This window comes from Cyanobium sp. WAJ14-Wanaka, from assembly GCF_024345375.1.
In the GTDB taxonomy this organism is placed as follows: Bacteria; Cyanobacteriota; Cyanobacteriia; order PCC-6307; family Cyanobiaceae; genus Cyanobium_A.
This window is the reverse complement of record NZ_JAGQAZ010000001.1, coordinates 123,019-148,333: the sequence shown is the minus strand read 5'-3', so window position 1 is coordinate 148,333 and position 25,315 is coordinate 123,019. Positions and strand designations below refer to the sequence as shown.

Genomic DNA, 25,315 nt, shown 5'->3' with positions numbered 1-25,315 from the left:
CGGATCTCAGCTCGGGGCGGATTCACCTTTCACCGCCGGTTGGGCCAGGTCATCGCGCAGCCGCCTGATCCGCTGAAGCAATTTCAACCGCCGGCTTCTAGCCGTGATCGTGAGGAAGAGCCTGAGGGGCAGATAGACCAGGGCCATCACCGCGCCCAAGCCCGCAATCAATACGAATACAAAGGCGTTGGCGCCCGAAACCGTTGCCAAGCCAGCGGTTTCATCCGCACTTTGGATGGCGGTTTCCAAGGCCGACTCGAAGGCTGTTTGGAGCATGTCATCCATTGCCAGACCCTACCTTGATTCGGCTATCACCACCGGCTAAAGGATGCCTGGCAGCAGCCATTTGTGGGAGCCTGGAGAGATCGATCAGACCCTTTCGAATTCGTCATGGCCAAGTTGATCAGCTTCTCGGATGCCTCCCGCGCAGCCCTGGAGCGTGGCGTCAATGCCCTCGCCGACGCCGTGAAGGTCACCATTGGTCCGAAGGGCCGCAACGTGGTGCTGGAAAAAAAATTTGGCGCCCCTGAAATTGTCAATGACGGGGTGACGATCGCCAAGGAGATCGAGCTGGAGGATCCCTTTGAAAACCTCGGCGCCAAGTTGATCCAGCAGGTGGCCAGCCGCACCAAGGACAAGGCCGGGGACGGCACCACCACCGCCACCGTTTTGGCCCAGGCCCTGGTGCATGAGGGCATGAAAAACATTGCCGCCGGCGCCAACCCCGTAGGCGTGAAGCGGGGCATGGAAAAGGCCCTGGCCCAGGTGGTGGCTGGCATTGCTGAGCGCTCCCAGGCCGTGGCTGGCGACGCGATTCGCCAGGTGGCCTCGGTGAGCTCCGGCAACGATGAAGAAATTGGCCGGATGATCGCCGAGGCGATGGCCAAGGTGAGCGCCGACGGCGTAATCACTGTCGAGGAATCCAATTCCCTTGCCACCGAGCTGGAAATCACCGAGGGCATGGCCTTCGATCGGGGCTACAGCTCCCCCTATTTCGTGACGGACCAGGAGCGGCGCGAATGCATTTTTGACAATGCCCTACTGCTGTTAACCGATCGCAAGATCAGTGCGGTGGCTGATTTGGTGCCCGTTCTCGAAGCGGTCTCAAAGACCGGCAAACCATTACTGATCCTCTCGGAGGATGTGGAGGGCGAAGCCCTGGCCACCTTGGTGGTGAACAAGAACCGGGGGGTGTTGCAGGTTGCTGCTGTGCGGGCCCCAGGCTTTGGTGAGCGCCGCAAGGCCATGTTGGCCGACATCGCCATCCTCACCGGCGCCACCCTGGTCAGCGAAGACAAGGCGATGACCCTCGACAAAGTCGACCTAAACGACCTCGGCAAAGCCCGCCGGATCACGATCACCAAGGACAGCACCACCATCGTGGCCACCGGTGAACACCAGGCGGCCGTGGCTGATCGGGTGGCAGCGGTTCGCCGCGAACTCGAAAACACAGATTCCGACTACGACCGCGAAAAGTTGCAGGAGCGGATCGCCAAAATGGCCGGCGGTGTGGCCGTGATCAAGGTCGGTGCCCCCACCGAAACGGAACTAAAAAACCGCAAACTGCGCATCGATGATGCCCTCAATGCCACCCGGGCGGCGGTGGAGGAGGGAATCATTGCCGGCGGTGGCTGCACCCTGCTGGAACTGGCGGCGGGCCTGGAAACCCTCAAATCCGAGTGCCACGGCGATGAGCGCACTGGGGTGGAAATCCTGCAGAGTGCCCTCGCAGCTCCGGTGCGTCAAATTGCCGCCAATGCCGGTGCCGATGGCGCCGTGGTGGCCGCGGAAATCCAGCGCCTGGGCAAGGGCTTCAACGCCCTCACTGGCGCCTACGAAGACCTACTCGCTGCTGGCATCCTCGATGCGGCCAAGGTGGTGCGGCTTGCCCTGCAGGATGCTGTTTCGATTGCCTCACTGCTGATCACCACCGAAGCGGTGATCGCCGACAAGCCCGAACCCCCAGCCCCCGCCGGCGGCCCTGGTGGTGACATGGGCGGTATGGGCGGAATGGGAGGTATGGGCGGAATGGGTGGCATGGGTGGCATGGGCATGCCCGGGATGATGTGATCCCCTAGGCAGCTAGGCAGCGTCCGCTAGCCGGGCCAGATAGGCCCTTACCTGCAGGTCGACGCCGGTGATGGCCGTACCCACCACCACCGCATCGGCCCCCAGGCTTAACGCTTGTTTTGCCTGGTCTGCTGAGGCGATGCCGCCTTCACAGATCAAACCGACATCAGCGGGCAGCCGGGAACGCAGTTCACCGATCAAATCCCAGCCGGGTGGTTTCTGGCCCGCGGTGGCTTCGGTGTAGCCAAACAGGGTGGTACCCACCCACTGGCAACCCAGCTCTGCGGCCCGTAAACCATTGGCCACGCTATCTACATCAGCCATCACCACCGCCCCCAACTCCCGGGTGGCGCGGCCCACCAGGGAGGCCAGGCCTTCGCCACCTGGACGGTCCCGGTCGGTGGCATCGATGGCAATCACATCCGCCCCAGCAGCCCAGACCGCCTGAATCTCCTGCCAGCTGGGCGTGATGTAGACAGAGCTTTGCGGGTAGGTCCGTTTCCAGAGGCCCACGATCAGGGCCTGGGGGCAGCGGCGCCGTACGGCCCCGATGTGCTCCGGGCTCTCCAACCGCACACCCGAAGCGCCATGGCGCAGGCTCGCCTCTGCCATGGCGGCAATCACGTGGGGATCGCGCATGGGCGAACCCTCGGGTGCCTGCACCGAAACAATCAATCCTTTGGGCTTCATTGCTTTTTTAGGAGAGCTTGGCTTGTTGCTGAGCTTGAAATATCAGCTGAGCTTGCGATCCAGAAGGGGACGAATCAAGAGGAAAAGCCCTGCCGACAAAATCGCTAGAACTGCCAAGCAGGTGCCGGCCGTTAGGGATCCATAGGGTGCTTCGAGCACCACCGCACCCAGGCAGAAATTTCCCGCATAGGCGGCCCGAATCGGTTCAATGGCAAAGGTGAGGGGGTTGAGCGAGGCGAGCCAGGCCAGCCAGCTGGGCATGAACGAAAGGGGCGCCAGGGCGGTGCTGGCAAACAGCAGGGGCAGGTTTGCCACAAAGATCACCGCAATCATTTCGATGTGGCCTGGCAGGGCAAAGGCCAAACCCAAACTCAAGGCCGTGAAGGTGAAAACCAGAAGGAGCAGGGTGACCACCACCAAAAGCAAACCGATCCCCCCGGGCCAGCCGTAGCCCAAAACAGCGGCGGTGCCCATGATTGCCAGGCTCTGCACCAGGCTTAGGGAAGTGATGTAGAGCACCGAAGCGAGCACGATCGAGCTGCGGGAGCGCAGGGGCGCCACCAGGAGCCGGTTGAGAAAACCAAACTCGCGATCGAACATCACTGGCAGGCCGGCGTTGAGGGCCCCGCTAAAGGCCGTAAACACAATCACCCCGGCCCCAAGGAAGCGGCCATAGCTAACCCCCCCAGGCAAAAGTCCCTGGGGCGCCTTGGCAAAGAGGGCACCAAAAAGTATCAACCAAATCAGGGGCTGCAAAACCCCGGCCACCAGAGTTGAGGGGCGGCGCTGGAGTTGGACAAACAGCCGTTTTGTCAGCGCCAAGGTTTCCTGGCTGATCTCCGCAAAGGCGGAGGGCTCGGCAACGGGAGCCGGAGCGCTGGCGGTAATGGGAGGGGTGGCGCTGGTCATCACATGCTCGCTTTGCGTTCGGCCTTGGGATCGCGAATCCCGGCGACGGCCAATTCCGCATCCATCAAGGTGCGGCCCGTGGCCTGAAGATAGACATCATCCAGACTCGGCCGACTCTGGGCCAGGGCAAAGATCGGCAAGTTGGCGGCTTCTAATTGGCGACGCAGTTGGTCAACCACGCTGTCGTGCTCAATCACCAGGTTTAGGGAGTAGCCCTGGGACTGGTTGACAACCACCTGGCGCACTCCGGAGCAGCCCTGCAGCAGCACCTGCACCTGGGCCGCCTCCCCGGCATCGCTGAATTCCCTCACCCGCAGGGTAAGGCGATCGCCGCCCAGGGCCGCCTTAAGGGTCGCGGGCGCCCCCTCGGCAATCACCCGGCCCGCTTCGATAATGGCCAGGTGGTCGGCGAGGGCATCCACCTCCTCGAGGTAGTGGCTGCTCAAGACCACGGTGGTGCCGCCATCACGCAGCTGCCTAAGCACCTGCCAAATCGCCGCGCGACTCTCGATATCAAGGCCCACTGTGGGCTCATCCAGCACCAGCACCTTGGGGCTGTGCAGCAAGCCGGCCGCCAGGTCGAGGCGCCGGCGCATGCCGCCGGAATAGGTGCCGCAACGGCGATCAATCCAGTCGCCCATGGTCAAAAGCTCAATCAGCTCTGCCATGCGGCGATCGCGCTGGGCCGCGTTCAGGTGATACAGGTCACCCTGGAGTTGCAGCAGTTCCCTACCGGTAAGGATCTTGTCGATCGCCACCTCCTGGGCCACATAGCCAAGCAAACGGCGCACGGCCCGGGGCTGGGCAAGGGCATCAATCCCTGCCACCCGAACCTGGCCGCTATCTGGGGCCAGCAGGGTGCAGAGGATCCGGATGGCGGTGGTTTTGCCCGCCCCATTCGGACCCAACAGGCCAAACAAACTGCCGGCTGGCACCTCAAGCGAGAGGCCATCTAGGGCCCGAACCTTCGCCCCCTTTGCGGCGGCGTAATGCCTGGTGAGCTGCTGCAGTTCAATCACCGGGCCACCCCCTCAAGCAGCATCTGATCTATGGACATCTGGACGATCAAAACTGCTTCAGCCGCCCAATGTAGGAAGGCCCAACAGGGCCGGGGTGATGCCCTGCCAGCTGACTAGGGCCGCCTGGGGGGAATGGGCCATCAGCAGCAGCAGGCAGATCCCAAAGAGGTAAAAGATCGACCAGCGGAACATCGCCTTAGCCCTCTGGGGATCGGTTGGCTCCTGCCGCAGGCTGGCCGCAAGCTGAAGCAGGCGACCATTAAATGGAAGCACCAGCAGGCCATAGAGAATTTCTCCGCCAGGAACGGCCCAAATCCCCAGCAGGCTCAAAACCACGGTGGCGATCGAGTAATGCCAAATCGCCCGGGTCGTGACCACCACCCCTTTGACCACAGGCAACATCGGAATGCCCACTGAGCGGTAGTCCTCCTTGAGTAGGAGGGCCAAGGACCAAAAGTGGGCCGGAGTCCAAACCATGATTAGGGCAAACAGCCACCAACTGGCCCAACCCAGGTGGCCGGTGGCTGCCGCCGCCCCCACCAGGGGCGGGATTGCCCCGGCAACTCCCCCCACCACGATGTTTTGGCGGGTGCGGGGCTTAAGCAGGGCGGTGTAGAGCAGCACATAGCTGCAAAGGCCCAGCAGGGCAAGGCTGGCCGCCAGGGCATTTACGCCAAGCACCAGCACCACTACGGAGAGAACCGTCAGGGCGATGGCCAGGCCAAAGGCCTGCCTTTGGGCCAGGCGCCCCGAGGGCAGGGCCCGGCGACTGGTGCGCTGCATGCGCCCATCGAGGTCCTGTTCCCAGAGGCAATTGAGAACTCCCGCGGCGGCAGAGGCGAGGGCCCCGCCCACGAGGGTGCAGAAAATTGTGCTGGCATCGAGCCAACCCTCCCCACTGACCGCCATACCCCCCAGGGTGCTGGCCAGCAGCAGGGGGATTAGGCGCGGCTTAGCCACCTCAAGCCAGGCGGGCAGCTTGACCGAGGGGCGAATGGCCGGGACAGGGCTTACCCCGGGAACTGCAGCGATGTTGGCGCTAACCATGGGCCCACTCCAAATTTGCTTGGGGCCGGCCATAGCTGCGGGCCAGGGCCGAAGCCAGCAGCGCCACCAACAGGGCAGCCACCAGCTGGTGGGCGATGGTGATCCCGGGCAGCATCAGCTGGTGGCGCAGCACGGCCACCCCCAAAGCCACCTGGGCCACAACCAGGGCCAGGGCCCCAAGGGCAAGACCCCTTCCCTGGCTCTGGTGGGCGGGCAGGAGCAGGGAGCTGAGGGCCAAGGTGGCCACAGCAGCTGCTGCAGGTGCGGCCCCCTGGCGATGGGCCAGCAACCACCGACAGCCGTCGCCACTGCTGAGGCACTGCTGGGCCGCCCACTGGCTAGCCATCGAGCCACCCAGCACGCATTGGCCCACCACTAATAAGAGCGAGCCAAAGGCCAGGGCCTGCCACCAGCGCGGCGCCGGGCCGGAATTGCTTTCCGTTTCGGCTCCAGCCAGGGCGAGGCGCTGGTAGAGGCCGCTGACCAGGGCCACCAGCAACAGGGCCGTTGCCAGATGGGCGGTGACCAGAGGAGCCGCCAGCAGCTGGCTGACCGTGAGGGCTCCAAGGGCCCCCTGGACCGCCACCAATAGAAGGGAGCCTGCGGCCACCCAGGGCAACCAGCGGGGTAAGGATTGGCGCCAAAAGGCACTGACTCCAGTCAGCACCAGCAGGGCAACACCCACCACAAAGGCATCGAGGCGGTGGAACCACTCCAGGAACACCTGGAGGTTCATCTGCTGACCCGGCAAAAAGCGGCCGTAGCAGAGGGGCCAATCGGGGCATGCCAACCCGGCTTCCATCACCCGGGTGGCTCCACCAATAACTACCAGGGCAACCAGGGCGACCACTAGGTGGGCGGCCATCAAGGCAAGGCGTTCCTGGAGCCTGAGATCGGGACGGGTGGACCCGACCATGGCAGTTGCCTTCCAGAAGTTGGCGACAGGCTAAGCAGATAAAACCAAATCATGGATGGGCATTTGCGCACAATTCACTGCTGATGAATGTTTTAGCAAAACAACAACTCAAGCCCTTGCAGATCACGAGTTCAGCTGGGCACAATCTGCCTATCTCCAGCATCGCCATTGAGGACGATCTAGAAGTCATGCTTGAAGGTCAAGCCCTACTGGATCGAGCCCGCTCCCTGAGCAATCGCCCGGAGGATCAAATTGCCCGCGGATGTGGATACGTAGGGCCCAGTGGAAGGGTGTTGAAAAAAAGTTTTTATCGAGCCCTGGTGGCGGCCAAGGGCTATGCCCTGCCGGCCAGCCATGGGGCCCAGGGGTTAGGCAAAGGGCGCCAAGCCGATTTCCACACCAGGGTTCACGGCAATGGCAACTTGATGATTGGCAATGCCTACACCCGCCGCATGGGCCTGGAGCCGGGCATGGAATTCAAAATCGAACTGCACAAAGAAACTGGTGCGATTTGGTTGCTGCCCCTCGAAGAAGGCGAGGCCAATTAATCCTCGGGGTGAAAACTGGCGCTGAAGCTCAGCAGGTCAATGCCGCTGAACAGAAAGCTCACCCCCACCAGGATGCCCAGCACACTCAAGATGCCAGGCAGCGGCAGGCTCAAGATCAATGCGCCCAGGATCAGGGTGACCAGGCCATTGACCAGTCCCCAGCCCCAACCCTTTATTTCCCGATGGGTTAGGGAAACGACCGCAGCCACGCCCCCCTCCACCAGGAAGACAATGCCCACGGCCAGGGCCAGGGAGATCACCGGTATGGCGGCATCCTGCTGGCCCCCACTGAGCTGCTGAAACATCGAGACACCCGCCACCAAAAACACCGTTGAAACCACCAGGCGCCAAAAGGTGACCCAACGGCGCAGGGATTTGGCCCGCAGCAGGTTGTTAATCCAGCCGACAATTCCACCCACCAAAAAGGCCACCGCAATTACCGCCGTGGCCCAGAGCGAGGCCACCATCGGAAAAATCAGGGCAAGCACCCCCAACACCACCATCAAAACCCCCTCAAAAAGGGTGAAGGCCCTCAGGGTGTTGGCGTTGGGATTCCAGAAGCTGGAGGTCATGGTGGATTACTCGCTGGCGGATGCCAGCTGGGGTTGATCTGGCTGCAAATTAGGCAGTCCAGCCGTGTTCTGCCATCCAGTGGGAATCCAGCTGGTTTGGCCCTGATCCGCTGGCAGCGCCTGCGTTCAGCAGCCTCTCGGTGTACTTGGCCAGGAGATCGGCCTCCAGGTTCACCCAGGAACCCGGACGCAACTGCTGGAGGGTGGTTGTCCCCCAGGTGTGGGGAATGACCGCGATCCAGAAACAACTGCCACCCGGCTCACAACCGGCCACGGTGAGGCTGATGCCGTCGACCGCCACACTGGCCTTCTCGCAGATGTAGCGGCCGTAGGCGGGGTCTTGCCACTGCAGCTCGAGGCGCCAGGCATTGTCCTCGGGGCGAATCGCCCGCACCTGAGCGAGGCCGTCGACATGGCCGCTTACCAGGTGGCCCCCCAGCCGATCCACCAGGCGCAGGGCCGGCTCCAAATTCACCCAATCCCCGGCTGCCGCCTTGGCGGCCAAGGTGGAGCGGCCAAGGGTTTCGGGGCTCACATCGGCCCGAAAGCCATCGACCAGGCATTCCGCCACGGTGAGGCACACCCCATCCACGGCCACGCTGTCGCCCAGGGCCAGGTTTTGGGGCATCCATGGCGTAACCCCAGCCAGGCTGGGATCCGCAGACCAGCGCAGGCGCACCCCCGAGGGGGCCTGCTCAATGCGGCCAGTGGCCTGGACCAACCCGGTAAACATCCGCTCCCGGTGTACAGCCACCACAGAGTAGGGATCGCCATAATCAAGGAAAGGGCAGCGCCAGACCATGGTCGAAATGCGCGTCGCCGGAATTGCACTTGATGCGGCAAGCCGCAGCCCGATCGTGCTGTTGCGGGATCCGGCCGGCCGCCGCCAGGTGCCGATCTGGATCGACCAGGCCCAGGCCCAAAACATCCTGGCCGGTCTGGCCGATGAAACGCCGCCCAGGCCCCTAAGCCACGACCTGATGGCCACCCTGCTCGAGGCAGGCGGGCTGCAACTGGATCGGGTGATCATCCACGCCATTGAGGAGAGCACCTTTCGGGCCGTGCTCAAGCTGAGCCCGTGCCCCCCCGCCGAAGGCGAGTCCGCCCAGCCCCTGGCCGAGGAGGAAAGCCTTGAAATCGATGCCCGGCCCAGTGATGCCATTGCCCTGGCCCTACGCACCGGCAGCAGCATCTGGATGCTGGAGGAGGTGGTTGCCGATGCCTCGATTCCCGTCGATGCCGAGGCCGATGCCGAAGACCGAGAGGACTTTCGCCGTTTTCTCGACAGCACCTCCCCCGCCGATCTGGTGCGCCATCTGAGCAGGGCCCAGCCGGATGTAATTCCAAAGGATGGCCCCCCTGAGGAGAAACCGGGTGAAACAGGCGGGGATTAGGGCCCAGGCGGGGATAGGGGCAAAGCCCGGGCCGCTCAGGCAATTTGGGCCCGGTGCTGCCGTTTCAGCATTCACCTTGGGCACGATGCGGGCCCTGGGCAGTGCCGCCCAGATGGGGGCCGTGCTGCGCGCCGCCCTAGATGCCGGCATTAACCACCTGGAAACGGCCCCCGCCTATGGGCCCGCCGAAAGCTTTGTAGGCGAGGCCCTGGCCCAGCTGGACAGGGAGCAGGCGGAGCCCCATGGCGGCTGGCTGATCACCAGCAAGGTGCTTCCGGGCTGTGATCTGGCCAGTGGCCAGCAGCAGTTGCGCGCCAGCCTGGGCCGGCTGGGGATTGGCCAACTGACCAACCTGGCGGTGCATGGCCTGAACTTGCCGGAGCACCTGGAATGGGCCCTAAATGGCGATGGTGCCCTGCTGCTGCGCTGGGCCCTGCAGGAGGGTCTGGTGGCGCAGGTGGGCTTTTCAAGCCACGGCTCCGCCGACCTAATTGGGGCGGCCCTGGCCTCAGGCAGCTTCCAGTTCTGCAGCCTGCATCTGCACCTATTCGACCAAAGCCGGCTGCCCCTTGCCCGCCAAGCCCTGGCCTCCGGCCTTGGGGTGATGGCCATTTCGCCAGCCGATAAGGGCGGCAGGCTGTTCGATCCACCCGCGGAGCTGCTGGCCGACTGCAGCCCCTTCCATCCCCTGGAATTGGCCTACCGCTTTTTGCTGGCGGAGGGCATCACCACCCTCACCCTGGGGGCGGCCCAGCCGAGCGATTTGGCCTGGGCTAGGGCCATCCAAAGCCCCGATGGGTCCTGGCTGAGTGCCGACCAACTCGCAGCCCTGGGACGCCTGGCCGCCGCCGGCCGAGAGCGCCTAGGGGCGGAGCGCTGCGGCCAATGCCAGGCATGTCTGCCCTGCCCCAATGGAGTGCCGATCCCCGAGCTGCTGCGCCTGCGCAACCTGGCCGTGGGCCATGGCATGGGGGCCTTCGCGGGGGAGCGATACAACCTGATCGGACGGGCCGGCCACTGGTGGGAAAGCCGCAATGCGGAGGCCTGCGAGCGCTGTGGCCACTGCCTGCCCCTCTGCCCCCAGCAGCTCGACATCCCAGAGCTACTGGCCGATACCCACAGGCGCCTTGCCGCAGCCCCTAGGCGGCGGCTCTGGGATTAGCAGGCCGGGGTTTTCAGGCTGGTGGGGCAGCCGCATCCCACATGGTCTGCAGATCAAGCCTGGCCTGGGCATCCAGGGGCGGCAGGCTCCAGCAACGCTGGAGTAGTTGCTCGGAGGGCAACAGCAAACGGGCCACCGCTGTAGGGAATCCCCGCAGGGCCTGCCCAAGCTGGGGCAGGGGCAGGGGGGGCACCCAGCCCTGCAAAAGCAGCTTTTCCAGCAGGGGTGCCTGGCCCAATTGCTTCAGCCAGGCCTCCGGCGGCAGAGTTGCACCCCGGGGGCGGAGCAGCAGCTGCCAGGTGAGGGGAGAGCCGGAAGCGGGCCAAATCACCGCCAACCTGGGGTCCCGGCGCAGCAGGGGGATCACCCTTTGCAGGGGAGCTACCGCCACCTCGGCCGCACCGCTGAGCAGCAGGTTGAGGCCATCGCGCTCGTCGTAGGCCAGGGCCTGACGCCGCAGCGATTCCACCCGGTCCAGCGAATTCCCCACCAGGGCCATCGCCACTCGAGGGCTGGAGGGCAGCACCAACTTGCCCTTGAGGCTGGGATCTAGCAGCAAGTCCCAACCCTCCTGGCTCCTTGCTACCAAATCGGGGCGGCTGCGCAGCAGCAAAACCCAGGGGCTGTAGGCCCAAGGAAAGCCGTAAACGGCCCCATCTGCCGGGCCGTAAAGACGGCTGACGGGAGCTGCCCAGGGGGCTAGTTCAGCCAGGGCCCCAGGCAACGAAAAGGGCTCCAACTGCTGGCGGGGGATGGCCGCAGCCCAACCATCACTGAGCGACCAAAGGGCCGCCGTCCGCTGGTTGATCTGCGCCAGATCGGCCACGCCCTGCAGCTGCCAACCCTGCGGTAACTGGCGCGCCCAAGCCTGGGGGAAGCCCCCCTCGGCGGCCAACAGCCGCTGGGGCGCATTGGTTCCACAGGAACTCAGCAGCCCCGGCAGGGCGGCGGATACCCCAGCGCCCAGTCCGAGACGCAGCAGTTGGCGACGGGAAAGCGCAAGATCAAAACCCATGGCCCAAACCCTAGGCACCAAGCCATTTCAGGGCCAGGTCATCACAGGCGGCGGCGAGGGTCTCAGGGGCATGGCCACAGCGCTCCCAGAGCAGGGCCAGGCCGCCAGCCCCCACCCCCTCCTTGACAAAACCCCGCTCATAATCGAGCAGGGCCTGGCAGCTGCAGCCACCAAAACGCAGGCCCGCCACCTGGAGGTTCAAGGCTTGGGCCAAGCCCCAGTGCTGGCCAATTCGCTCGAGCAGGAGCCCCAGGTTGCTGCTTGCTTCCTCGACCACCCAGGCGGTGGTGGCCACCTCAACTCCTTGGGCGATGGCGGGCCGCAGATCCCCTGGGGCCAGGGCCAGGGCCAGGGCCAACACCGCCGCCATTTGACTACCCCCCGCCAGCAGCACGGGTACCCCCTCGGCAATGGCCCCCAGCACCAAGCCAGCCGCCAGGGGCTGCATCGGATCGCCCACCGCCGCCATTACTGCCACTGCATCTACCGAGTAAAAATCCACTGGGCAAGCACCCACTCTGCAAACATCCATGTAATTGGCCAGGCCGGCGGCCTGCAGTCCCCTGGCCACCAGGTTTGCCTTGAGCCCATGGGCCGCCTGATGGAGGCTGCCGCTGACCAGCCCATCGGCCGCGATCCCCAGGCCGCAAAGCACCGCCTGGGCAGTGGTGGTGCCACCGGGCACACATTCGGCCACCAGCAGCGGGCGCTCCAACGGCTGGCCCGACCTATCCAGGCTGGAGCCCCAGGCCCTACCCCGGGCGATCAGGGCCTCCACCCGGCCCCGCCCCATCGCCTGGCCCCCACTGAGACAGCTGGCCGGGCCGGCGGCCTCTGGGGCCGGCAGGCGCAGGTGGGGAATCGCGGGGGCCATCGGACAGCCCAGGTCAATCACCTCGAGTTGGCCCAGCAAATCCAATTCCTTTAAGACCACATGGCCGATCAGGGCTGGGCTGACGCCGGCGTCTAGGGGCGGCAGGGCATGGGGCCGGGCCGCCAGGGGGCCCAGCAGGAGCAATTCGGCATCGGCCGCAGCTGTTTGCCGCCGCGACTCCGGGGTGGCACCGGCGGCCGAGATGCCCGCCACCGCCGCCGTGTCGGTGGCGGCGAGTAGCAGCAGTATGCGGCATGCGGGCCAGTTGGCGCCCATCGGACTAGGGCGAATCGAGGGCCACGAGGGCCTGTAGCAGCCGAGGTGGCTCGGGAATCGCCGCCTTCAGCTTTGGAAAAATCCAATAGGCAACGGCGTGCAAAGCAAACACCACCACCAGGTTTTGCAGCCACACCAGGGCTAGGGCCATGGCCTGCACCTGAACCAATTCGATGGAGGCAGCCAGGCCAAACCAGCCGGCCAGCTTCTCCAACAGGCCAGCTGCAGCGGTAGTCAGGACCACCCAGAGGTTCTCGCCGACCAGTACCGAAAGCACGGCCACCCGCACCAGAAAGCCAGCGGTGCCAATCAAACTGCCAATCCCCCAGCTCCACCACCAACTGGTGCGCCGGTTCCAGCACCAACCCAGCCAAAGGGCCAGGGCCCCATAGGGGAAAAGCACCAGGGGTCCGCGGATCGGACCCATCAACACCACCAACAACAGGGCGGTGACCGCCACACCCTCGAGGGCACAGCGCCAGCCATGGCGCAATTGCAACAGGGCCAAGGGGAGGGGCAAGGCCAGCCGAAACAGGGGACTACCCACCGGCAGGTAGTAGAGCGCCAGCCATAGCAGGGCCATGGCCGCAGACAGGTAGGCCGTATCCATCAACTGGCGGGCCTGGCGGCGGTTCAGCTGGCGAGACGGCGCCATCAGCGCGGCGCAGGAGCCGGAGCCGCCGTAGCCCCCGTAGCCCCCGGAGCCCCAGGGCGCACCCGCTCGATCGTTTCCACCTCAAAAGACACCCCTGCTGAGCGCAGGGCCCTGGTAACGATCTCAGCTGGCGCGGAGGGATCGGCGGAGGGCAGCTTGATCGTGACCCGGTAGGGGGCGGGGGCCAGCGGCGCAGTGGCCGGCAGATTGGCCTTCACCGGCACCGGCAAGGGCGGCTTGACGGTGGTAGCGGGGGCGGTTGGGATGGCAGCAGGCTTGGGCTTTTCGGGCAGCTCCTTGGCTGCCCCAGGGGGCTTTAGGTCTGGTGTGGTGGGAGTGGCTGGGCTGGTGGGGGCAGAAAAACTGCGGGAGAGCTGCTCGCCAAAGCGACTGCCGCTGCAGCCACTGAGTAGCAAAAGACCAGTGATCACAGCCAATGGTCGGGCAGCCATCAACGGTCGGCCGCCTTGATCACCCGCACGGCACTGGCCCGGAGCCGGCCGGTCTTGGTGGTGGCCGGGGGCTTCTTGGCTGCTGGAGGCTTCTTCGCTGCTGCCGGCTTGGCGGCCTTGGCCTTGGCAGTGGTGGATTTGGCAGCAGAGGATTTGGCCCGGCTTGTCTTGGCGGTGCTCGCCTTCGCAGCCAGTAATTCCACCGCCTGCTCCAGGCTGATCGTCTCCGCCGTGGTGCCCTCGGGCAGGGAGGCGTTCACCTTGCCCTGCTTTACGTAGAGGCCGTAGGGGCCATCAAACAGCTGGATGGCTTCATCGCCCCCCTCAGGCGTGCCCAAATCCTTGAGGGCCGTGCGACCGCCGCGGCCCTTCTTGGGCATCGCCAGCAGCTCAACCGCCCTGCTGAGGCCAATGGCCAGCACATCGTCCTCGGCCTTGATCGAGCGGTAATCCTTCTCACCTTTGCCCTTGTCGTGCATCACATAGGGGCCAAAACGCCCCAGACCAGCCTGGATCTTGCCGCCATCGGGATGTTCCCCCAGCAGGCGGGGCAGGCGCAGTAAACCCAGGGCGTCTTCAAGGTTCATCGCCTCCGGATTCACCCCCTTAGGCAGGGAAGCCCGTTTCGGCTTGGGATTTTCATCGCTGACCTGGCCGCGCTGCAGGTAGGGGCCGTACTGGCCAAACAACAGATAGATCTGCTCGCCCGTTTCGGGGTCTTCACCTATCGATTCGGGCCCATCGGCCTTTTGCTTGAGGATCAGATCCGCCTTGTCGGCGTCTAGATCGGCAGGGGTGATCTCCTGCGGCAGGGTGGCCTTGAGCAGTTCCTCGGTGCCATCCTCCGCGACCCGCTTGGTCTCCAGGTAGGCCCCAAAGCGGCCGATGCGCACCACACAGGGCAGGCCCTCCAGGGCAATGGTGCGGGATACGCCTGGATCAATATCGCCTTCCCGCTGCTGCACCTGGGTTTCCAGGCCGCTATCACCTTTGAAAAATTGGGTGAGATAGGGCAGCCACTGCTCCTTGCCGGTGGAAATTTCATCCAGGCTGGATTCCATCCGGGCGGTGAAGCTGGTGTCCACCAGATCGGGGAAATGCTCCTCCAGCAGGGCAGTCACCGCAAAGGCGGTGAAGCTGGGGGTAAGGGAATTGTTTTGGAGCGTGGCGTAGCCGCGATCGGCAATCGTGCCGATGATGCTGGCGTAGGTGGAAGGGCGGCCAATCCCCTCCTTTTCCAGCATCTTCACCAGGGCCGCTTCGCTGTAGCGGGCCGGGGGCTGGGTTTGGTGCCCGAGGGCCTCCACCCCCCTACAACTGGGCTTGTCTCCCACGGTCAGGGCAGGCAGCAGCACCTCCTGACCCTCTAGGGCCGCATCGGGGTCATCGCTGCCCTCCACGTAGGCCCTAAAGAAACCAGGAAAATCAATCCGCTTCCCGGAGGCCCGGAAGCTGGCGGGGCCCTGGGCACCGCCGTCGACCTGCAATTCCACGCTCAGCATCGTGAGCTTGGCCTCGGCCATCTGGCTGGCAACGGTGCGCTTCCAGATCAGCTCATAGAGGGCAAGGTCCTTGCCATCAAGGCCGGAGTCATTGGGGGTGCGGAAGCTCTCGCCGGCGGGTCGAATCGCCTCGTGGGCCTCCTGGGCATTACGGGCCTTGGTGGTGAATTGGCGGGGGCTGGGGCTCAGGTACTCCTTGCCATACATGGCCGCCACACAACTGCGGGCCGCCTGGAGCGCCTGCTCCGAGAGGTTCACCGAATCGGTGCGCATGTAGGTGATGAAGCCCCGCTCGTAGAGCCCCTGGGCCGTGCGCATGGTTTCCCGCGCCGACAACCGCAGCTTGCGGTTGGCCTCCTGCTGGAGGGTGCTGGTGGTGAAGGGGGGCACGGGCTTGCGCACCGTGGGCTTGGCCTCAACCCCAGCCACGCTCCAACTGGCGGAGGCCAGCGAGGCCTGCAGGGTCCTGGCCTCTGCCTCAGCCAAAAGCTTCACCGTTGCCGAGCCCTTGAGGCCTCCGGTGCTCTCGTCGAAATCGGAGCCATTGGCGATGCGCTCGCCCGCCAGGTGGCTGAGCTTGGCTTCGAAGTTGGTGCCGCCGTGCTGGAGCTGGGCCTTGAGATCCCAATAACTGCCACTGCGGAAGGCCCGCCGGGCCCGCTCCCTCTGGACCAGGAGCCGCACCGCCACGGATTGCACCCGGCCCGCAGACAGGCCCCAGGCCACCTTCTTCCAAAGCAGGGGGGAGAGGGTGTAGCCCACCAGGCGATCAAGGATCCGCCGCGTTTCCTGGGCGTGCACCAGCTCCATGTCGAGCTCGCGGGTCTGGTCTAGGGCCCTGCCAATCGCCTCCTTGGTGATCTCGTGGAAGACCATCCGCTTGACGGGCACCTTCGGGCTGAGCAGCTGCAGAAGGTGCCAACTGATACTTTCCCCCTCCCGGTCTTCGTCAGTCGCTAGCAGCAGCTTGTCGGCGCCCTTTAGGGCGTCCTTGAGTTCCTTGACGGTCTTTTTCTTGTCCTTCGGCACCACGTAGAGGGGCTCGAAGTCCTGGTTGGTGTTGACGCCGAGATTTGCCCACTTTTCCCCCTTGTAGGCAGCGGGGATCTCACTGGCGTTGTTGGGCAAATCCCGCACGTGGCCCATCGAGGCCTCCACCCGAAAGTCCTTTGGCAGGAAGCTCCGGATGGTGCGCGCCTTGGTAGGGCTTTCAACAATTACGAGGGTATGACCCACAGACAGGCTTACAACCGCTCCCCTCTTTATCGCATCCTGGGACCGTTCGCCTGCCAGACATGGTGGCCAGCGCCGCTACAGTCCGATGCATCAGACCTTGGTTAACCCAGTCGCTGTGACAGTTCTGCTCGGCTCCCTCTCGTCCGTGGCCGAAGCAATCGGCAGTGGAGCGGGCACGATTGGCGTCGATCTCCAGCTCAACGCCTCCGCCATAGCGCCGGAAGCGGCCGTATTGATAGCCCTGCTGGCCTGCCTATTGGTGGACCTGGCCGGTGAAAAAGCAGCCACCCGCTGGGTGCCACCCCTTTGTTACGCCGGCCTGGGCTCGGCCCTGGTGCTGCTGGCCCTGCAGTGGAACAGCTCCCTAAGCCCATCCTTCGTGGGCACATTTCTGGCCGACAACCTGGCCATTGCCTTCCGCGCCGTGGTGGCCGCCTCCACCTTGATCTCCCTGTTGATGAGCTGGCGCTATGTGGAGCGCAGCGGCTCACCGGTGGGGGAATACGCCGCGATTTTGTTGGCAGCCACCCTCGGGGGGATGTTCCTCTGTGGCGCCACCGACCTGGTGAGCATTTTTGTCTCCCTAGAAACCCTTTCGGTTTCCAGCTACCTGCTCTCGGGCTACATGAAGCGGGATGCCCGCAGCTCCGAGGCAGCCCTTAAATACCTATTGGTGGGCTCGGCAGCCGCCGCCGTCTTTCTCTACGGAGCTTCGCTTCTCTACGGCCTTACCGGCGGTGAAACCAGCCTGGAGGCCGTGGGTCTAGCCCTGCAAACCAGTGCTTCACCGGTGAGCGCCCTGGCCCTGGTCTTTGTGCTGGCCACCGTGGCCTTCAAGATCGCCGCCGTGCCCTTCCACCAGTGGACGCCCGATGTCTACGAGGGTTCACCAACCCCAGTGGTGGCATTCCTCTCGGTGGGCTCTAAAGCTGCAGGCTTTGCCTTGGCCCTGCGCATCCTGGTGGGCTGCTTTGAACCTTTTGAAGCCCAGTGGAAGCTGCTTTTCACCGTGCTCGCGATCCTCAGCATGGTGCTGGGGAACGTGGTCGCCCTGGCCCAAACCTCGATGAAGCGGATGCTGGCCTACAGCTCGATTGGTCAAGCCGGCTTCGTGATGATTGGCCTGGTCTGTGGCACTGCCGACGGCTTCGCGGCGATGGTGCTCTACATGGCCGTCTACCTATTTATGAACCTGGGGGCCTTCGCCTGCATCATCCTGTTCTCCCTGCGCACGGGCAGTGATCGGATTGCCGATTACGCAGGGCTCTATCAAAAGGATCCCCTGATCACCCTGGGGCTGAGTCTTTGCCTGCTTTCCCTGGGGGGCATTCCGCCGATGCTGGGCTTTTTCGGCAAGATTTATCTCTTCTTTGCCGGCTGGGCAGACCACCAATACCTATTGGTGGTGGTGGGCCTGATCACCTCGGTGGTTTCGATCTACTACTACATATCCGTAATCAAGATGATGGTGGTGAAAGAGCCCCAGGAAGCTTCCGACGTGGTCAAGGCCTATCCCCAAATCAGCTGGTCGGTGGCCGGCCTACCGGCCCTGCGCACCGCCCTGGTGGGCTGCGTGATTGTTACCGCCGTTGGCGGAATTCTTTCCAACCCCCTATTCACCTGGGCCAGTGATGCCGTCACCGGCACCCCGATCCTGCAGCAGGCCATCGCCAGCGCCAGCGAAGCTTCCCTAGCCCTTGGCTGACAATTCCCAGGCCCTGCCGGTGGCCGAACTAAATGATGTTTGCAAGGTCTACGGCAGTGGGGACACTGAGGTAAGGGCCCTTAACGGACTCAGCCTGATGGTCAACAGGGGCGACTACCTGGCCGTGATGGGTGCCTCTGGCTCGGGCAAGAGCACGGCCATGAACATCCTGGGCTGCCTCGATCGCCCCACCAGAGGCAGTTACCGGTTGAGTGGCACCCCGATTGAGCAATTAAACGACGATCAATTGGCCGATCTGCGCAACCGGGAATTGGGTTTTGTATTCCAACAATTTCATCTTTTGGCCCAGCTAAGTGCCATCGAGAATGTGATTTTGCCGATGGTCTATGCGGGTGTGCCCAACCAGGAGCGGCGCGAAAGGGCAAAGCAGGCCCTCGAGCGGGTGGGCCTGGGGCACCGGCTCGATAACAAGCCCAACCAACTTTCTGGCGGCCAACAGCAACGGGTGGCGGTGGCCCGAGCGATCATCAACAACCCATCCCTACTGCTGGCCGACGAACCCACCGGCGCCCTGGATTCCACCACCACCGCCGAGGTGCTCGACCTATTTGGCGAGCTCCATGCGGGCGGCATGACCGTGGTGATCGTCACCCATGAAGACGAGGTGGCAGAGCGGGCCCAAAAGGTGGTGCTATTTCGCGATGGCCGCATTGCCGCCGGCTGAGCGGGTCCGCTGCAGGCTCTGAACCAGCTGCCCCATCAACAGGGCGATGGCATCACTGCCCGCTCCGGCCTGACCGGGATCCAAATCACCGGGATCGACAGCAACCCAGCCTCCATCGCCCGGCAAGCGCAGCTCAAAGTGCAGGTGGGGCCCCGTGCTCAAACCCGTGCTGCCCACCCGGCCAATCACCTCGCCCTGGCGCACCCGGTCTCCGGCTTTCACATAGAGCTCACTGAGGTGGCCATAGAGGGTGCGGCGGCGGGGGCTGCCGTGCTCCAGCTCAACGGCCAGGCCATAGCCACCCGCCAGGCCACTGCTCAGCACCCGCCCCGCCAGGGCGGCCACCACCGGCGTTCCCTCAGGGGCCGCCAGGTCGCGGCCGGCATGCATCAGCCAATTGCCCAACAGGGGATGGAGCCGCCAACCAAAGCCACTGGTGGTCGCGGCCGATCCCACCAGGGGGAACAGCAGGCGCCGGTTGCCATTGCCGCCAATCGGTGCCGGGCGAGGGGTGACCCCAAAAACATCGGCCAAACGAAAGGTGCCCCCCTCCCCGGAAAGCAGGGCCGACACCGGAACGGTCAGGGGCGAAAGGGGCCTGCCATCTGCCCCCAAGCGCTCGGTGCCATCGGCGCCCATGCCGGGCCTACCGGAGCGCACACCCCAGCGCAGCACCAGGCCGGTGCGGCACTCCTGGGCGGAAAGGGCGCCACTGCGGCAGGCCTGCTGATGGGCCGGCACGTTGAAGGGGGCCATGCCCTGGCCACTGCGAATCAAGGACCGCTCAGCCGGCGTCACCACCCCATCCCGCACCAGGGCATCCAGGGAACTATCAAAACGGGCTGGGGGTTGGCTGCGCAGCTCGCCCGGGGCAGGCCTCAAGGGTTCAGGCAGGGAAGCCGGTGGCATCTGGGCAGGTTCAAGGGCCTGCGACCAGGCCCAGCCGGCACCCAGCAGGGGCACGGACCAGATCAGCGCCGCCAGGGCGGTGGGCCAACGCAGCTGACGGTTCCCATTCATCGCCGCACTCTAAAAATCGGCCCGCCTGGCAGCCGAGGGTTCTCCTTGGGCCGGCAGTTCTTGGGCAAAGCGCTGTTGCAGGGTCGTGCGAATGCCAGAGCGCTCCAGGATTAGCCCTCCCGAGCTCTCCAATCCCACCACCTGCCAGAGGTTGCCCCCATGCCACAGCCCGCCACTGGGGCGGAGCAGCAGGGCTTCAGCCCGGTCCAGCAGCAGTTCGGGGCTGAGGCAGAGGCCAGGGGCCCGGGCAATCGCCTCCAGCACAGGTGCCAGCAGTCGCCCGGGGCAGGCCTTGGGGTGCACTCGACGGGCACCGAGGGCCTGGGCCAGGGAAATCGCCCCCGGCGGCACCCTGTTCACCCCATTGATGCCCACCCCCACCTGGGCCCAGCGCAGCTGGGACCCGCGCCAGCGCAGGCGGGGCAGGATCCCCGCCAACTTGCACCCAGCCACCAGGAGGTCGTTGGGCCACTTCAGCTGCACGGCCACCCCCAGCTCCAGCAGGGGTTCGGCCAGGCTCACGGCCACGGCCAGCGCCAGGCCCGATGCACTGGCACTCGCCTCAGGCCAGGGCACTGCCGCACTCAACCAAAGCCCACCGGGGGGTGAATGCCAAAGGCGGCCCTGCTGGCCCTGGCCGTGGCGCTGCCTGCGGGAAACCACCGCCAATCCCTTCAAACCTGAGGCTGGGGCCAGGGGCAAATCCAAGGCCAGGCCTGCCCCATCCCTCTGGGCCAGCCAGCGGGCCAGCTCCCGCTCGGTGCTGGCGCAGACAGCCAGGCGCCTTATTTGCCAACCCTGGGGGCTCAAAGCCTCGCCAACCAACTGCCAATGCGGCCAGCCGCGGCCTCCAACTCCTCCACCGGATGGACGAGGGCAACCCTCACCCAACCCTCACCGCCCGGGCCAAAGCCATTGCCTGGGGTAATTGCCACTCCAGTGGCCTCAAGCAGGGCCGCGCAAAATTCCTCCGAACTCCAGCCCAGGCGCGTGGCCTGGGGAGGCAACTCCAGCCACAGGTAGAGGGCCATCGATGGCAGCCGCACAGGCCAGCCATGGCTTTCCAGGGCCTGGGCCATGCGGTCGCGCCGCTCCCGATAGGTGGCTTTCAACTGCTCGGGCCACTCAGAAGCCTGCTCCAGGGCAGCAATCGCCCCGGCCTGGAGGGCCAGGGATTGGTTGAAATCGACCACCCCCTTCAGTTGGCGCAGGGCCGTGATCAGCCATTCCGCCCCGATCGCAAAGGCCAGGCGATAGCCCCCCAGGCACCAACTCTTAGAAAAAGAGAAAAACTCAATGCCGCATTCACGCCAATGGGGATTGCGCAACAGGGCCGGGGCCTCGCCATCTAGGGCCAGGTCGACATAGGGGTTGTCGTGGGCCAGCACGATCGAATGGTTGAGGGCCTTGGCCACGGCGGCATCTAACCAGGCCTGGTCACCGGTGGTGGCGGTGGGGTTGTGGGGGAATCCCAGCACCATCAAGGAAATGTCATCCCACTGGCTGGGGCTGAGCGCCTCAAAATTCGGCCGCCAGCCGGCGCTCGCCTCTAGGGGCAAGAGCACGGGTTCGGCGGAGGCCAAATGCAAGCCCCCCATGTGGGATGGGTAGTAGGGATCGAGCAACAGGGCCCGATCACCGGGGTTGAGCACCGCCAGGGGCAGGTGGGCCGTGCCCTCCTGGGAACCCACCAAGAGCAACACCTCCGTTTGGGGATTCACAATCACCCCAAAACGGCGGCCAGCCCAGGCCGCCACCGCCTGCCTAAACGGCAGGGTGCCGCCATGCATGCAGTAGGCCGCACTGCTGGGTTGGGCTAGGGATGCCTCCATGGCCGCGATGGCAGCGGCTGGGGGCTGTAAATCCGTCGATCCCAGGGAGAGATCCAACAGGGGCGCCATCGAGCATTCACCCGCTGCGCCAGCAAACCGCTGCCGATAGCGAAGCTTGCCCTGGTCGTTTCTTGCGAAAACTCCGCTGCCTAGCCGGGAAAGCCGATCAGATATGGGCATCCAGGAAAGCCCCTAGCTGGGGCTTGGCCATCGCCCCTTCATGGCGCGCCACCTCGACGCCTTCCTTGAACAGGATCAGGGTGGGCAGGCCCTGGATTTTTTGGCCATCTCTTGAGGTGGGATTGCCATCGGCCTCGAGTTTGCCGACCTTCAAGCGACCGTCGTACTCCTTGGCGGCCCAGTCCATCAATGGCGCCATCAAGCGGCAGGGGCCACACCAGGTGGCCCACACGTCAACCAGCACCGTGCCGGAGGCATCGAGCACCTCGGCTTGGAAGTTGGCATCGTTGAACTCGGCTACGGCCACGGGATTAGGTCTTTGCTCAGTCGATTGTATGGATCAGTTCTCGCTGATCGAGCGCTTGAGGGCCTCGAGCTCCATGTCCACCTCGCTGACCTTGACCTTTTGAACCCCATCCGCCAAGGGGGCAGAAGCGGCGGGCAAGGACACCTGGTGGCTGCCGCCGGAGAGGCGCTGCTTCATGGCCGCCAGTTCCGAATCCACTTCGGGTGCCCCCTCCAGGGCCGCAAATTGGCTTTCGAGGTCGGCCCCGGCCAGTTCGCCGGCGGCGGCACTGCTGGCCTCCAGCATCTCCACCTTTTCCTCCATGCGCTCAAAGGCCGCCATGGCGCCGGTGGTACCCAACTGGCCCACGGCGCTCTGGAGTTGCACCTGGGCCTGGGCCGCCTGGGCCCGGGCCTTGAGCATGTCTTTTTTGGTCTTGGCCTCGGAGATCTTGCCCTCAAGGGCGAGCAGGCTTTTCTTCAGGCTCTCAACCTGGCCGGCCTGGCTGTTGAGCTGGCCGGTTAGGGCCAGGGCTGTGTCCTGGCAGGTCTTGCGACGGGCCAACGCTTCGCGGGCGAGGTCCTCCTCCCCTTTTTGGAGGGCCAACTCCGCCCTGGCATACCAGGTCTGGCTCTGTTCCTGGGCCTGTTCAGCCTGGTTGCCAATGCGCTTTTGGCTGGCAATTGCCGTCGCCACCGCCTGGCGCAACTTCACCAGGTCGGCCTGCATGTCGGCCACCGACTGGTCGAGGATTTTGGAGGGATCCTCAGCGGCCCCCAGGACCGCATTGGCATTCGAGCGGATCAGCCGGCTCAGACGTTCAAAAAAACCCATGGATGCAACTGCGCCAAAAGGTGATTGCAGACCATGAGGCTAACCAAAACGGGCCTAGCCTCCAGAAATGGCCAAGGCGCCCCGCGAACAAACCCGCCAGGTGGGCAATCTCTCCTACCTAATGGCACCGCCCAGGGCGCCCGCCAGTGGCCTGGCCAACTGCCTGGAAAGCCTGCAAAAACGCTGGCAACAGGCCGACCACCTCGGTGCCCTTTGGAAAGCCTGGCCCGCGATTGCTGGCCCCCAACTGGCTCCCCACTGCCGGCCCCTAAGGCTCCAGGGGGGCCTCCTCACCGTGGGGGCGGGCCCAGGGCCCTGGCTCCAGGCCCTCCAATACAACCGCCACCAGCTGCTGGGGTCCCTGCGGGCTAAGGGCTTTTCGGTGCGGGACCTGCGCTTTGAGCAACACCACAGCCAGGGGCCAGGCACCCCAGGGGGCGAGGAGGAAGCCCAGGTATGGGCCCAGCACCCCAGCCGGGTGGACGTGCATGGGATGGGCAGCTGCCCGCAATGCGGCAGCCCGGCACCGGCGGGCGAAATGGCCCTCTGGGGCCACTGCAGTTTTTGCCGCCGCTCTCACCTCCAGGAAACAGCTGACCTGCCAGGCATGGCTGATTTGACCTAGTAGCGCTCAGGCCTGGGCAGGTCCCAATCGGGGCGTTGGCCGCCCTGGAGCAGCAGCTCGGCCTGGCCCTGGAGATCGGTCCGTTGGATCCGCCAGAGCCGATAGAGGCCCTGGCTGGCCAATTGCTGGTGGGGAACGGCCCGCCATGGCAACAGGGCGGCGGTGCCCTGGTCAATCACCAGCAGCACCGTTGAGCCAGTCGTGGCAGCGCTGGGCCGCAGCCCCTGGCGCCCCTCCCTGGCCAAGCGGTCGGCCAGGTTTATCAAGCCCACCGGCTCGGCCCCCTCGTAGAGCACCACCTGGCGCCCGTAGTAGTGGAGCGAGGGCTTCATGATCCCAACCATCGCCAGGGGTTCCTGGGGCCCGCGCTGACGCAGCACCTGTTGGGCCATTTGGCGCACGGGCAGACCCCGCAGCTGATCCCCCACCTGCCAGGCAGGCATAAGCGCCAGGGGCACAAAGGCCACCAGGGGGAGCTGCAGACCCAGCAGGGCGATGGCGCCATCGCGGCGGAGGCCCAGCAAAGCCAACCCAACAGCCAGGCCATAGAGCCCAGAGGCCCAGGGCAACCATCCAGCCGCCAGCAGCTCCTGGGCCAGGGCTGGCATTTCCGGTTCGTGGATTAGGGGAAGCCAGCTCGGTGCGGCAGCCCAGGCCAGGCAAAACACCCCAGCCAGGGCCACGGTCGCCCCCCAGGCCCAACGCCTGGCTTTGGGGGCGGTGAGGGCCACCAACAGGCCGGCCGCAGGCGTGGCAGGGATCCAGTAGCTGGGGAGCTTGGTCGCCGCCAAGGTGAAAAACAACAGCACCGCCAGCAGCCAGCAGGCGGCAAAGCGCTGCAGGGAAAGGGCTGGGGGGCCAGCCTGAACGGGCCGTCGCCAGCCGGCCAGGGCCTGGGCCAGCCCAAGCAGCAATAGGGGCGTGAAGGGCAAGCTGGCGATCACCAGCACGGGGCCAAAAAACCACCAGGGCTGCAGGTGGTGGTTCACCACCACCGTGAAGCGCTGGAGGTTGTGGTAGCCGAAAAAGCTAGCCACGAAGGCTTCACCTTCCACCAAAACGGCCAGCCCGTACCAGGGCAGGGCCACCAGGGCAGTTATCAGCAGGCCGCGTAGGGGCTTGAGCTTTCTGACCAGGCCCCGCCAATCGCGCTGCAGGCCGCCAAATAGGGCCAGGGTCAGGCCAAAAAGGATCAACGCCACCGGCCCCTTTGCCAGCACCGCCAAACCCAGCACCAACCAACAGGCCCACCAGCGGCGAGCACCGGCATAGGCCCGCCAGCTGAGCAACAAGCTCCAGGCCAGGCAGCCTGAAAACAGGGCATCACTGACGGCAATGCGGCCCCAGAGCAGCACCAGGGGCGAGAGGGCAAAGGCCAGGGCCGCAGCCAGGGCGGTAAGGGCCTGCCGCTGGCCCTGCTGGGGCCAGCGCAATAGCGTCTGGGCCAGGCCCAGCATCACGCTGATGCTGGCAAGGGCGGAGGGCAGCCGGGCCGCCCAGGTGCCCAGGGGATTCCAGTGTTCTTGGCCCGGGAGGGCATAGAAAAAGCCCATGGCCCAATAGACCAGGGGCGGCTTGTCGTAGCGGGGCAAGCCATTGACCCGGGGGATCAGCCAATCACCGGATTCGGCCATGGCGCGGGCCGCAGCGGCAAACAGCGGTGGGGTTTCGTCCACCAGGCCGCTACTGCCCAATCGCCACAAAAAAATGACAACCCCAAGCAGGGTTGTGGCCGCCAACACCCAAAGCCGCAGGGGCCGGACTACGGGCGATGGGGCCTCGGGGGCCTGACTCAAACCAGATGCTGGGGG

Annotated in this window: 26 protein-coding genes; 7 read left to right on the top strand and 19 right to left on the bottom strand. The window is 64.9% G+C overall.

All coding sequences use genetic code 11. The features are described from left to right. Positions 1-6 precede the first annotated feature (6 nt). Complete coding sequence (locus KBY49_RS00925) at positions 7-285, bottom strand: hypothetical protein (RefSeq protein WP_254934060.1); 279 nt, start codon at positions 283-285, stop codon at positions 7-9. Between the two features lie 105 nt (positions 286-390). Here KBY49_RS00925 and groL point away from each other — a divergent pair, with 105 nt between their 5' ends. Next, on the top strand, positions 391-2,070 hold the full coding sequence (groL, locus tag KBY49_RS00920) for a chaperonin GroEL (protein ID WP_254932905.1): 1,680 nt from the start codon (positions 391-393) through the stop codon (positions 2,068-2,070). A 12-nt stretch (positions 2,071-2,082) separates the two neighbouring features. Here the strand turns inward: groL and KBY49_RS00915 are convergent, their stop codons facing one another. Genes KBY49_RS00915 through KBY49_RS00895 form a run of 5 tightly spaced genes read right to left on the bottom strand, consistent with a single transcriptional unit; the run spans position 2,083 to position 6,651 of the window. Beyond that, a complete protein-coding gene (locus KBY49_RS00915; RefSeq protein WP_254932904.1) occupies positions 2,083-2,760 on the bottom strand; it encodes an N-acetylmannosamine-6-phosphate 2-epimerase in 678 nt (225 codons plus the stop codon). A 42-nt stretch (positions 2,761-2,802) separates the two neighbouring features. Beyond that, positions 2,803-3,669 (bottom strand): ABC transporter permease, encoded by an 867-nt coding sequence (locus KBY49_RS00910; RefSeq protein ID WP_254932903.1) that lies wholly within the window; start codon positions 3,667-3,669, stop codon positions 2,803-2,805. Next, on the bottom strand, positions 3,669-4,688 hold the full coding sequence (locus KBY49_RS00905) for an ATP-binding cassette domain-containing protein (protein ID WP_254932902.1): 1,020 nt from the start codon (positions 4,686-4,688) through the stop codon (positions 3,669-3,671). The genes KBY49_RS00910 and KBY49_RS00905 overlap by 1 nt, the downstream gene beginning before the upstream one ends. Positions 4,689-4,745: 57 nt before the next feature. Continuing rightward, the gene (locus tag KBY49_RS00900) at positions 4,746-5,735 is read right to left on the bottom strand and encodes a heme o synthase (protein WP_254932901.1); all 990 of its coding nucleotides are present in this window, start codon (positions 5,733-5,735) and stop codon (positions 4,746-4,748) included. Beyond that, a complete protein-coding gene (locus KBY49_RS00895; protein WP_254932900.1) occupies positions 5,728-6,651 on the bottom strand; it encodes a heme A synthase in 924 nt (307 codons plus the stop codon). The genes KBY49_RS00900 and KBY49_RS00895 overlap by 8 nt, the downstream gene beginning before the upstream one ends. Positions 6,652-6,839: 188 nt before the next feature. Between KBY49_RS00895 and KBY49_RS00890 the strand changes: the two genes are divergently transcribed. Next, positions 6,840-7,199: an AbrB family transcriptional regulator gene (locus tag KBY49_RS00890; protein WP_254932899.1), complete on the top strand. Its 360-nt coding sequence runs from the start codon at positions 6,840-6,842 to the stop codon at positions 7,197-7,199. Here KBY49_RS00890 and KBY49_RS00885 read toward each other — a convergent pair. Both KBY49_RS00885 and KBY49_RS00880 read right to left on the bottom strand, forming a co-directional pair. Continuing rightward, complete coding sequence (locus KBY49_RS00885; protein WP_254932898.1) at positions 7,196-7,771, bottom strand: HdeD family acid-resistance protein; 576 nt, start codon at positions 7,769-7,771, stop codon at positions 7,196-7,198. The two genes, KBY49_RS00890 and KBY49_RS00885, sit on opposite strands and share 4 nt — an antisense overlap. 49 nt (positions 7,772-7,820) lie before the next feature. Then, positions 7,821-8,504: a riboflavin synthase gene (locus KBY49_RS00880; RefSeq protein WP_254932897.1), complete on the bottom strand. Its 684-nt coding sequence runs from the start codon at positions 8,502-8,504 to the stop codon at positions 7,821-7,823. A 67-nt stretch (positions 8,505-8,571) separates the two neighbouring features. Here KBY49_RS00880 and KBY49_RS00875 point away from each other — a divergent pair, with 67 nt between their 5' ends. Both KBY49_RS00875 and KBY49_RS00870 read left to right on the top strand, forming a co-directional pair. Beyond that, positions 8,572-9,165, top strand: coding sequence for a bifunctional nuclease family protein (locus KBY49_RS00875; protein ID WP_254932896.1), 594 nt, complete (start codon positions 8,572-8,574; stop codon positions 9,163-9,165). 85 nt (positions 9,166-9,250) lie between these two features. Next, positions 9,251-10,327 (top strand): aldo/keto reductase, encoded by a 1,077-nt coding sequence (locus tag KBY49_RS00870; RefSeq protein WP_254933961.1) that lies wholly within the window; start codon positions 9,251-9,253, stop codon positions 10,325-10,327. A 13-nt stretch (positions 10,328-10,340) separates the two neighbouring features. On the opposite strand, the gene KBY49_RS00865 is transcribed toward KBY49_RS00870, so the two are convergent. From KBY49_RS00865 to topA, 5 genes are read right to left on the bottom strand one after another with little or no spacing between them, the layout of a single operon-like run. Then, a complete protein-coding gene (locus KBY49_RS00865) occupies positions 10,341-11,342 on the bottom strand; it encodes a twin-arginine translocation pathway signal (protein WP_254932895.1) in 1,002 nt (333 codons plus the stop codon). Positions 11,343-11,352: 10 nt separating this feature from the next. Next, positions 11,353-12,492: a nicotinate-nucleotide--dimethylbenzimidazole phosphoribosyltransferase gene (locus KBY49_RS00860; protein ID WP_254932894.1), complete on the bottom strand. Its 1,140-nt coding sequence runs from the start codon at positions 12,490-12,492 to the stop codon at positions 11,353-11,355. Between the two features lie 4 nt (positions 12,493-12,496). Continuing rightward, positions 12,497-13,147 (bottom strand): DUF2232 domain-containing protein, encoded by a 651-nt coding sequence (locus tag KBY49_RS00855; RefSeq protein ID WP_254932893.1) that lies wholly within the window; start codon positions 13,145-13,147, stop codon positions 12,497-12,499. Further along, a complete protein-coding gene (locus KBY49_RS00850) occupies positions 13,147-13,599 on the bottom strand; it encodes a hypothetical protein (protein ID WP_254932892.1) in 453 nt (150 codons plus the stop codon). Before KBY49_RS00850 ends, KBY49_RS00855 begins: the two co-directional genes overlap by 1 nt. Next, a complete protein-coding gene (topA, locus tag KBY49_RS00845; protein WP_254932891.1) occupies positions 13,599-16,337 on the bottom strand; it encodes a type I DNA topoisomerase in 2,739 nt (912 codons plus the stop codon). The genes KBY49_RS00850 and topA overlap by 1 nt, the downstream gene beginning before the upstream one ends. Before the next feature lie 124 nt (positions 16,338-16,461). Between topA and KBY49_RS00840 the strand changes: the two genes are divergently transcribed. Continuing rightward, complete coding sequence (locus KBY49_RS00840; RefSeq protein WP_261346237.1) at positions 16,462-18,042, top strand: NAD(P)H-quinone oxidoreductase subunit N; 1,581 nt, start codon at positions 16,462-16,464, stop codon at positions 18,040-18,042. Next, complete coding sequence (locus KBY49_RS00835) at positions 18,035-18,727, top strand: ABC transporter ATP-binding protein (RefSeq protein ID WP_261346078.1); 693 nt, start codon at positions 18,035-18,037, stop codon at positions 18,725-18,727. The genes KBY49_RS00840 and KBY49_RS00835 overlap by 8 nt, the downstream gene beginning before the upstream one ends. Here KBY49_RS00835 and KBY49_RS00830 read toward each other — a convergent pair. From KBY49_RS00830 to KBY49_RS00810, 5 genes are read right to left on the bottom strand one after another with little or no spacing between them, the layout of a single operon-like run. Further along, a complete protein-coding gene (locus KBY49_RS00830; protein WP_396099126.1) occupies positions 18,695-19,747 on the bottom strand; it encodes a M23 family metallopeptidase in 1,053 nt (350 codons plus the stop codon). The genes KBY49_RS00835 and KBY49_RS00830 overlap by 33 nt on opposite strands. Positions 19,748-19,756: 9 nt before the next feature. Continuing rightward, a complete protein-coding gene (locus KBY49_RS00825) occupies positions 19,757-20,572 on the bottom strand; it encodes a biotin--[acetyl-CoA-carboxylase] ligase (RefSeq protein WP_254932890.1) in 816 nt (271 codons plus the stop codon). Next, positions 20,554-21,759, bottom strand: a complete 1,206-nt coding sequence (locus KBY49_RS00820) for an aminotransferase class I/II-fold pyridoxal phosphate-dependent enzyme (RefSeq protein WP_254932889.1) — start codon at positions 21,757-21,759, stop codon at positions 20,554-20,556. The genes KBY49_RS00825 and KBY49_RS00820 overlap by 19 nt, the downstream gene beginning before the upstream one ends. Next, entirely contained in the window at positions 21,746-22,066 is a 321-nt protein-coding gene (locus tag KBY49_RS00815; RefSeq protein ID WP_254932888.1) for a thioredoxin domain-containing protein, read from the bottom strand. Before KBY49_RS00815 ends, KBY49_RS00820 begins: the two co-directional genes overlap by 14 nt. Positions 22,067-22,099: 33 nt before the next feature. Continuing rightward, on the bottom strand, positions 22,100-22,879 hold the full coding sequence (locus KBY49_RS00810) for a PspA/IM30 family protein (RefSeq protein WP_254932887.1): 780 nt from the start codon (positions 22,877-22,879) through the stop codon (positions 22,100-22,102). 67 nt (positions 22,880-22,946) lie between these two features. On the opposite strand from KBY49_RS00810, the gene KBY49_RS00805 reads away from it, so the two are divergent. Next, positions 22,947-23,504 carry a DUF721 domain-containing protein gene (locus KBY49_RS00805; protein WP_254932886.1) on the top strand — a complete coding sequence of 186 codons (558 nt, stop codon included), beginning with the start codon at positions 22,947-22,949 and terminating at the stop codon, positions 23,502-23,504. On the opposite strand, the gene KBY49_RS00800 is transcribed toward KBY49_RS00805, so the two are convergent. Then, positions 23,501-25,300, bottom strand: coding sequence for a glycosyltransferase family 39 protein (locus KBY49_RS00800; RefSeq protein ID WP_261346077.1), 1,800 nt, complete (start codon positions 25,298-25,300; stop codon positions 23,501-23,503). The genes KBY49_RS00805 and KBY49_RS00800 overlap by 4 nt on opposite strands. Positions 25,301-25,315 lie beyond the last annotated feature (15 nt).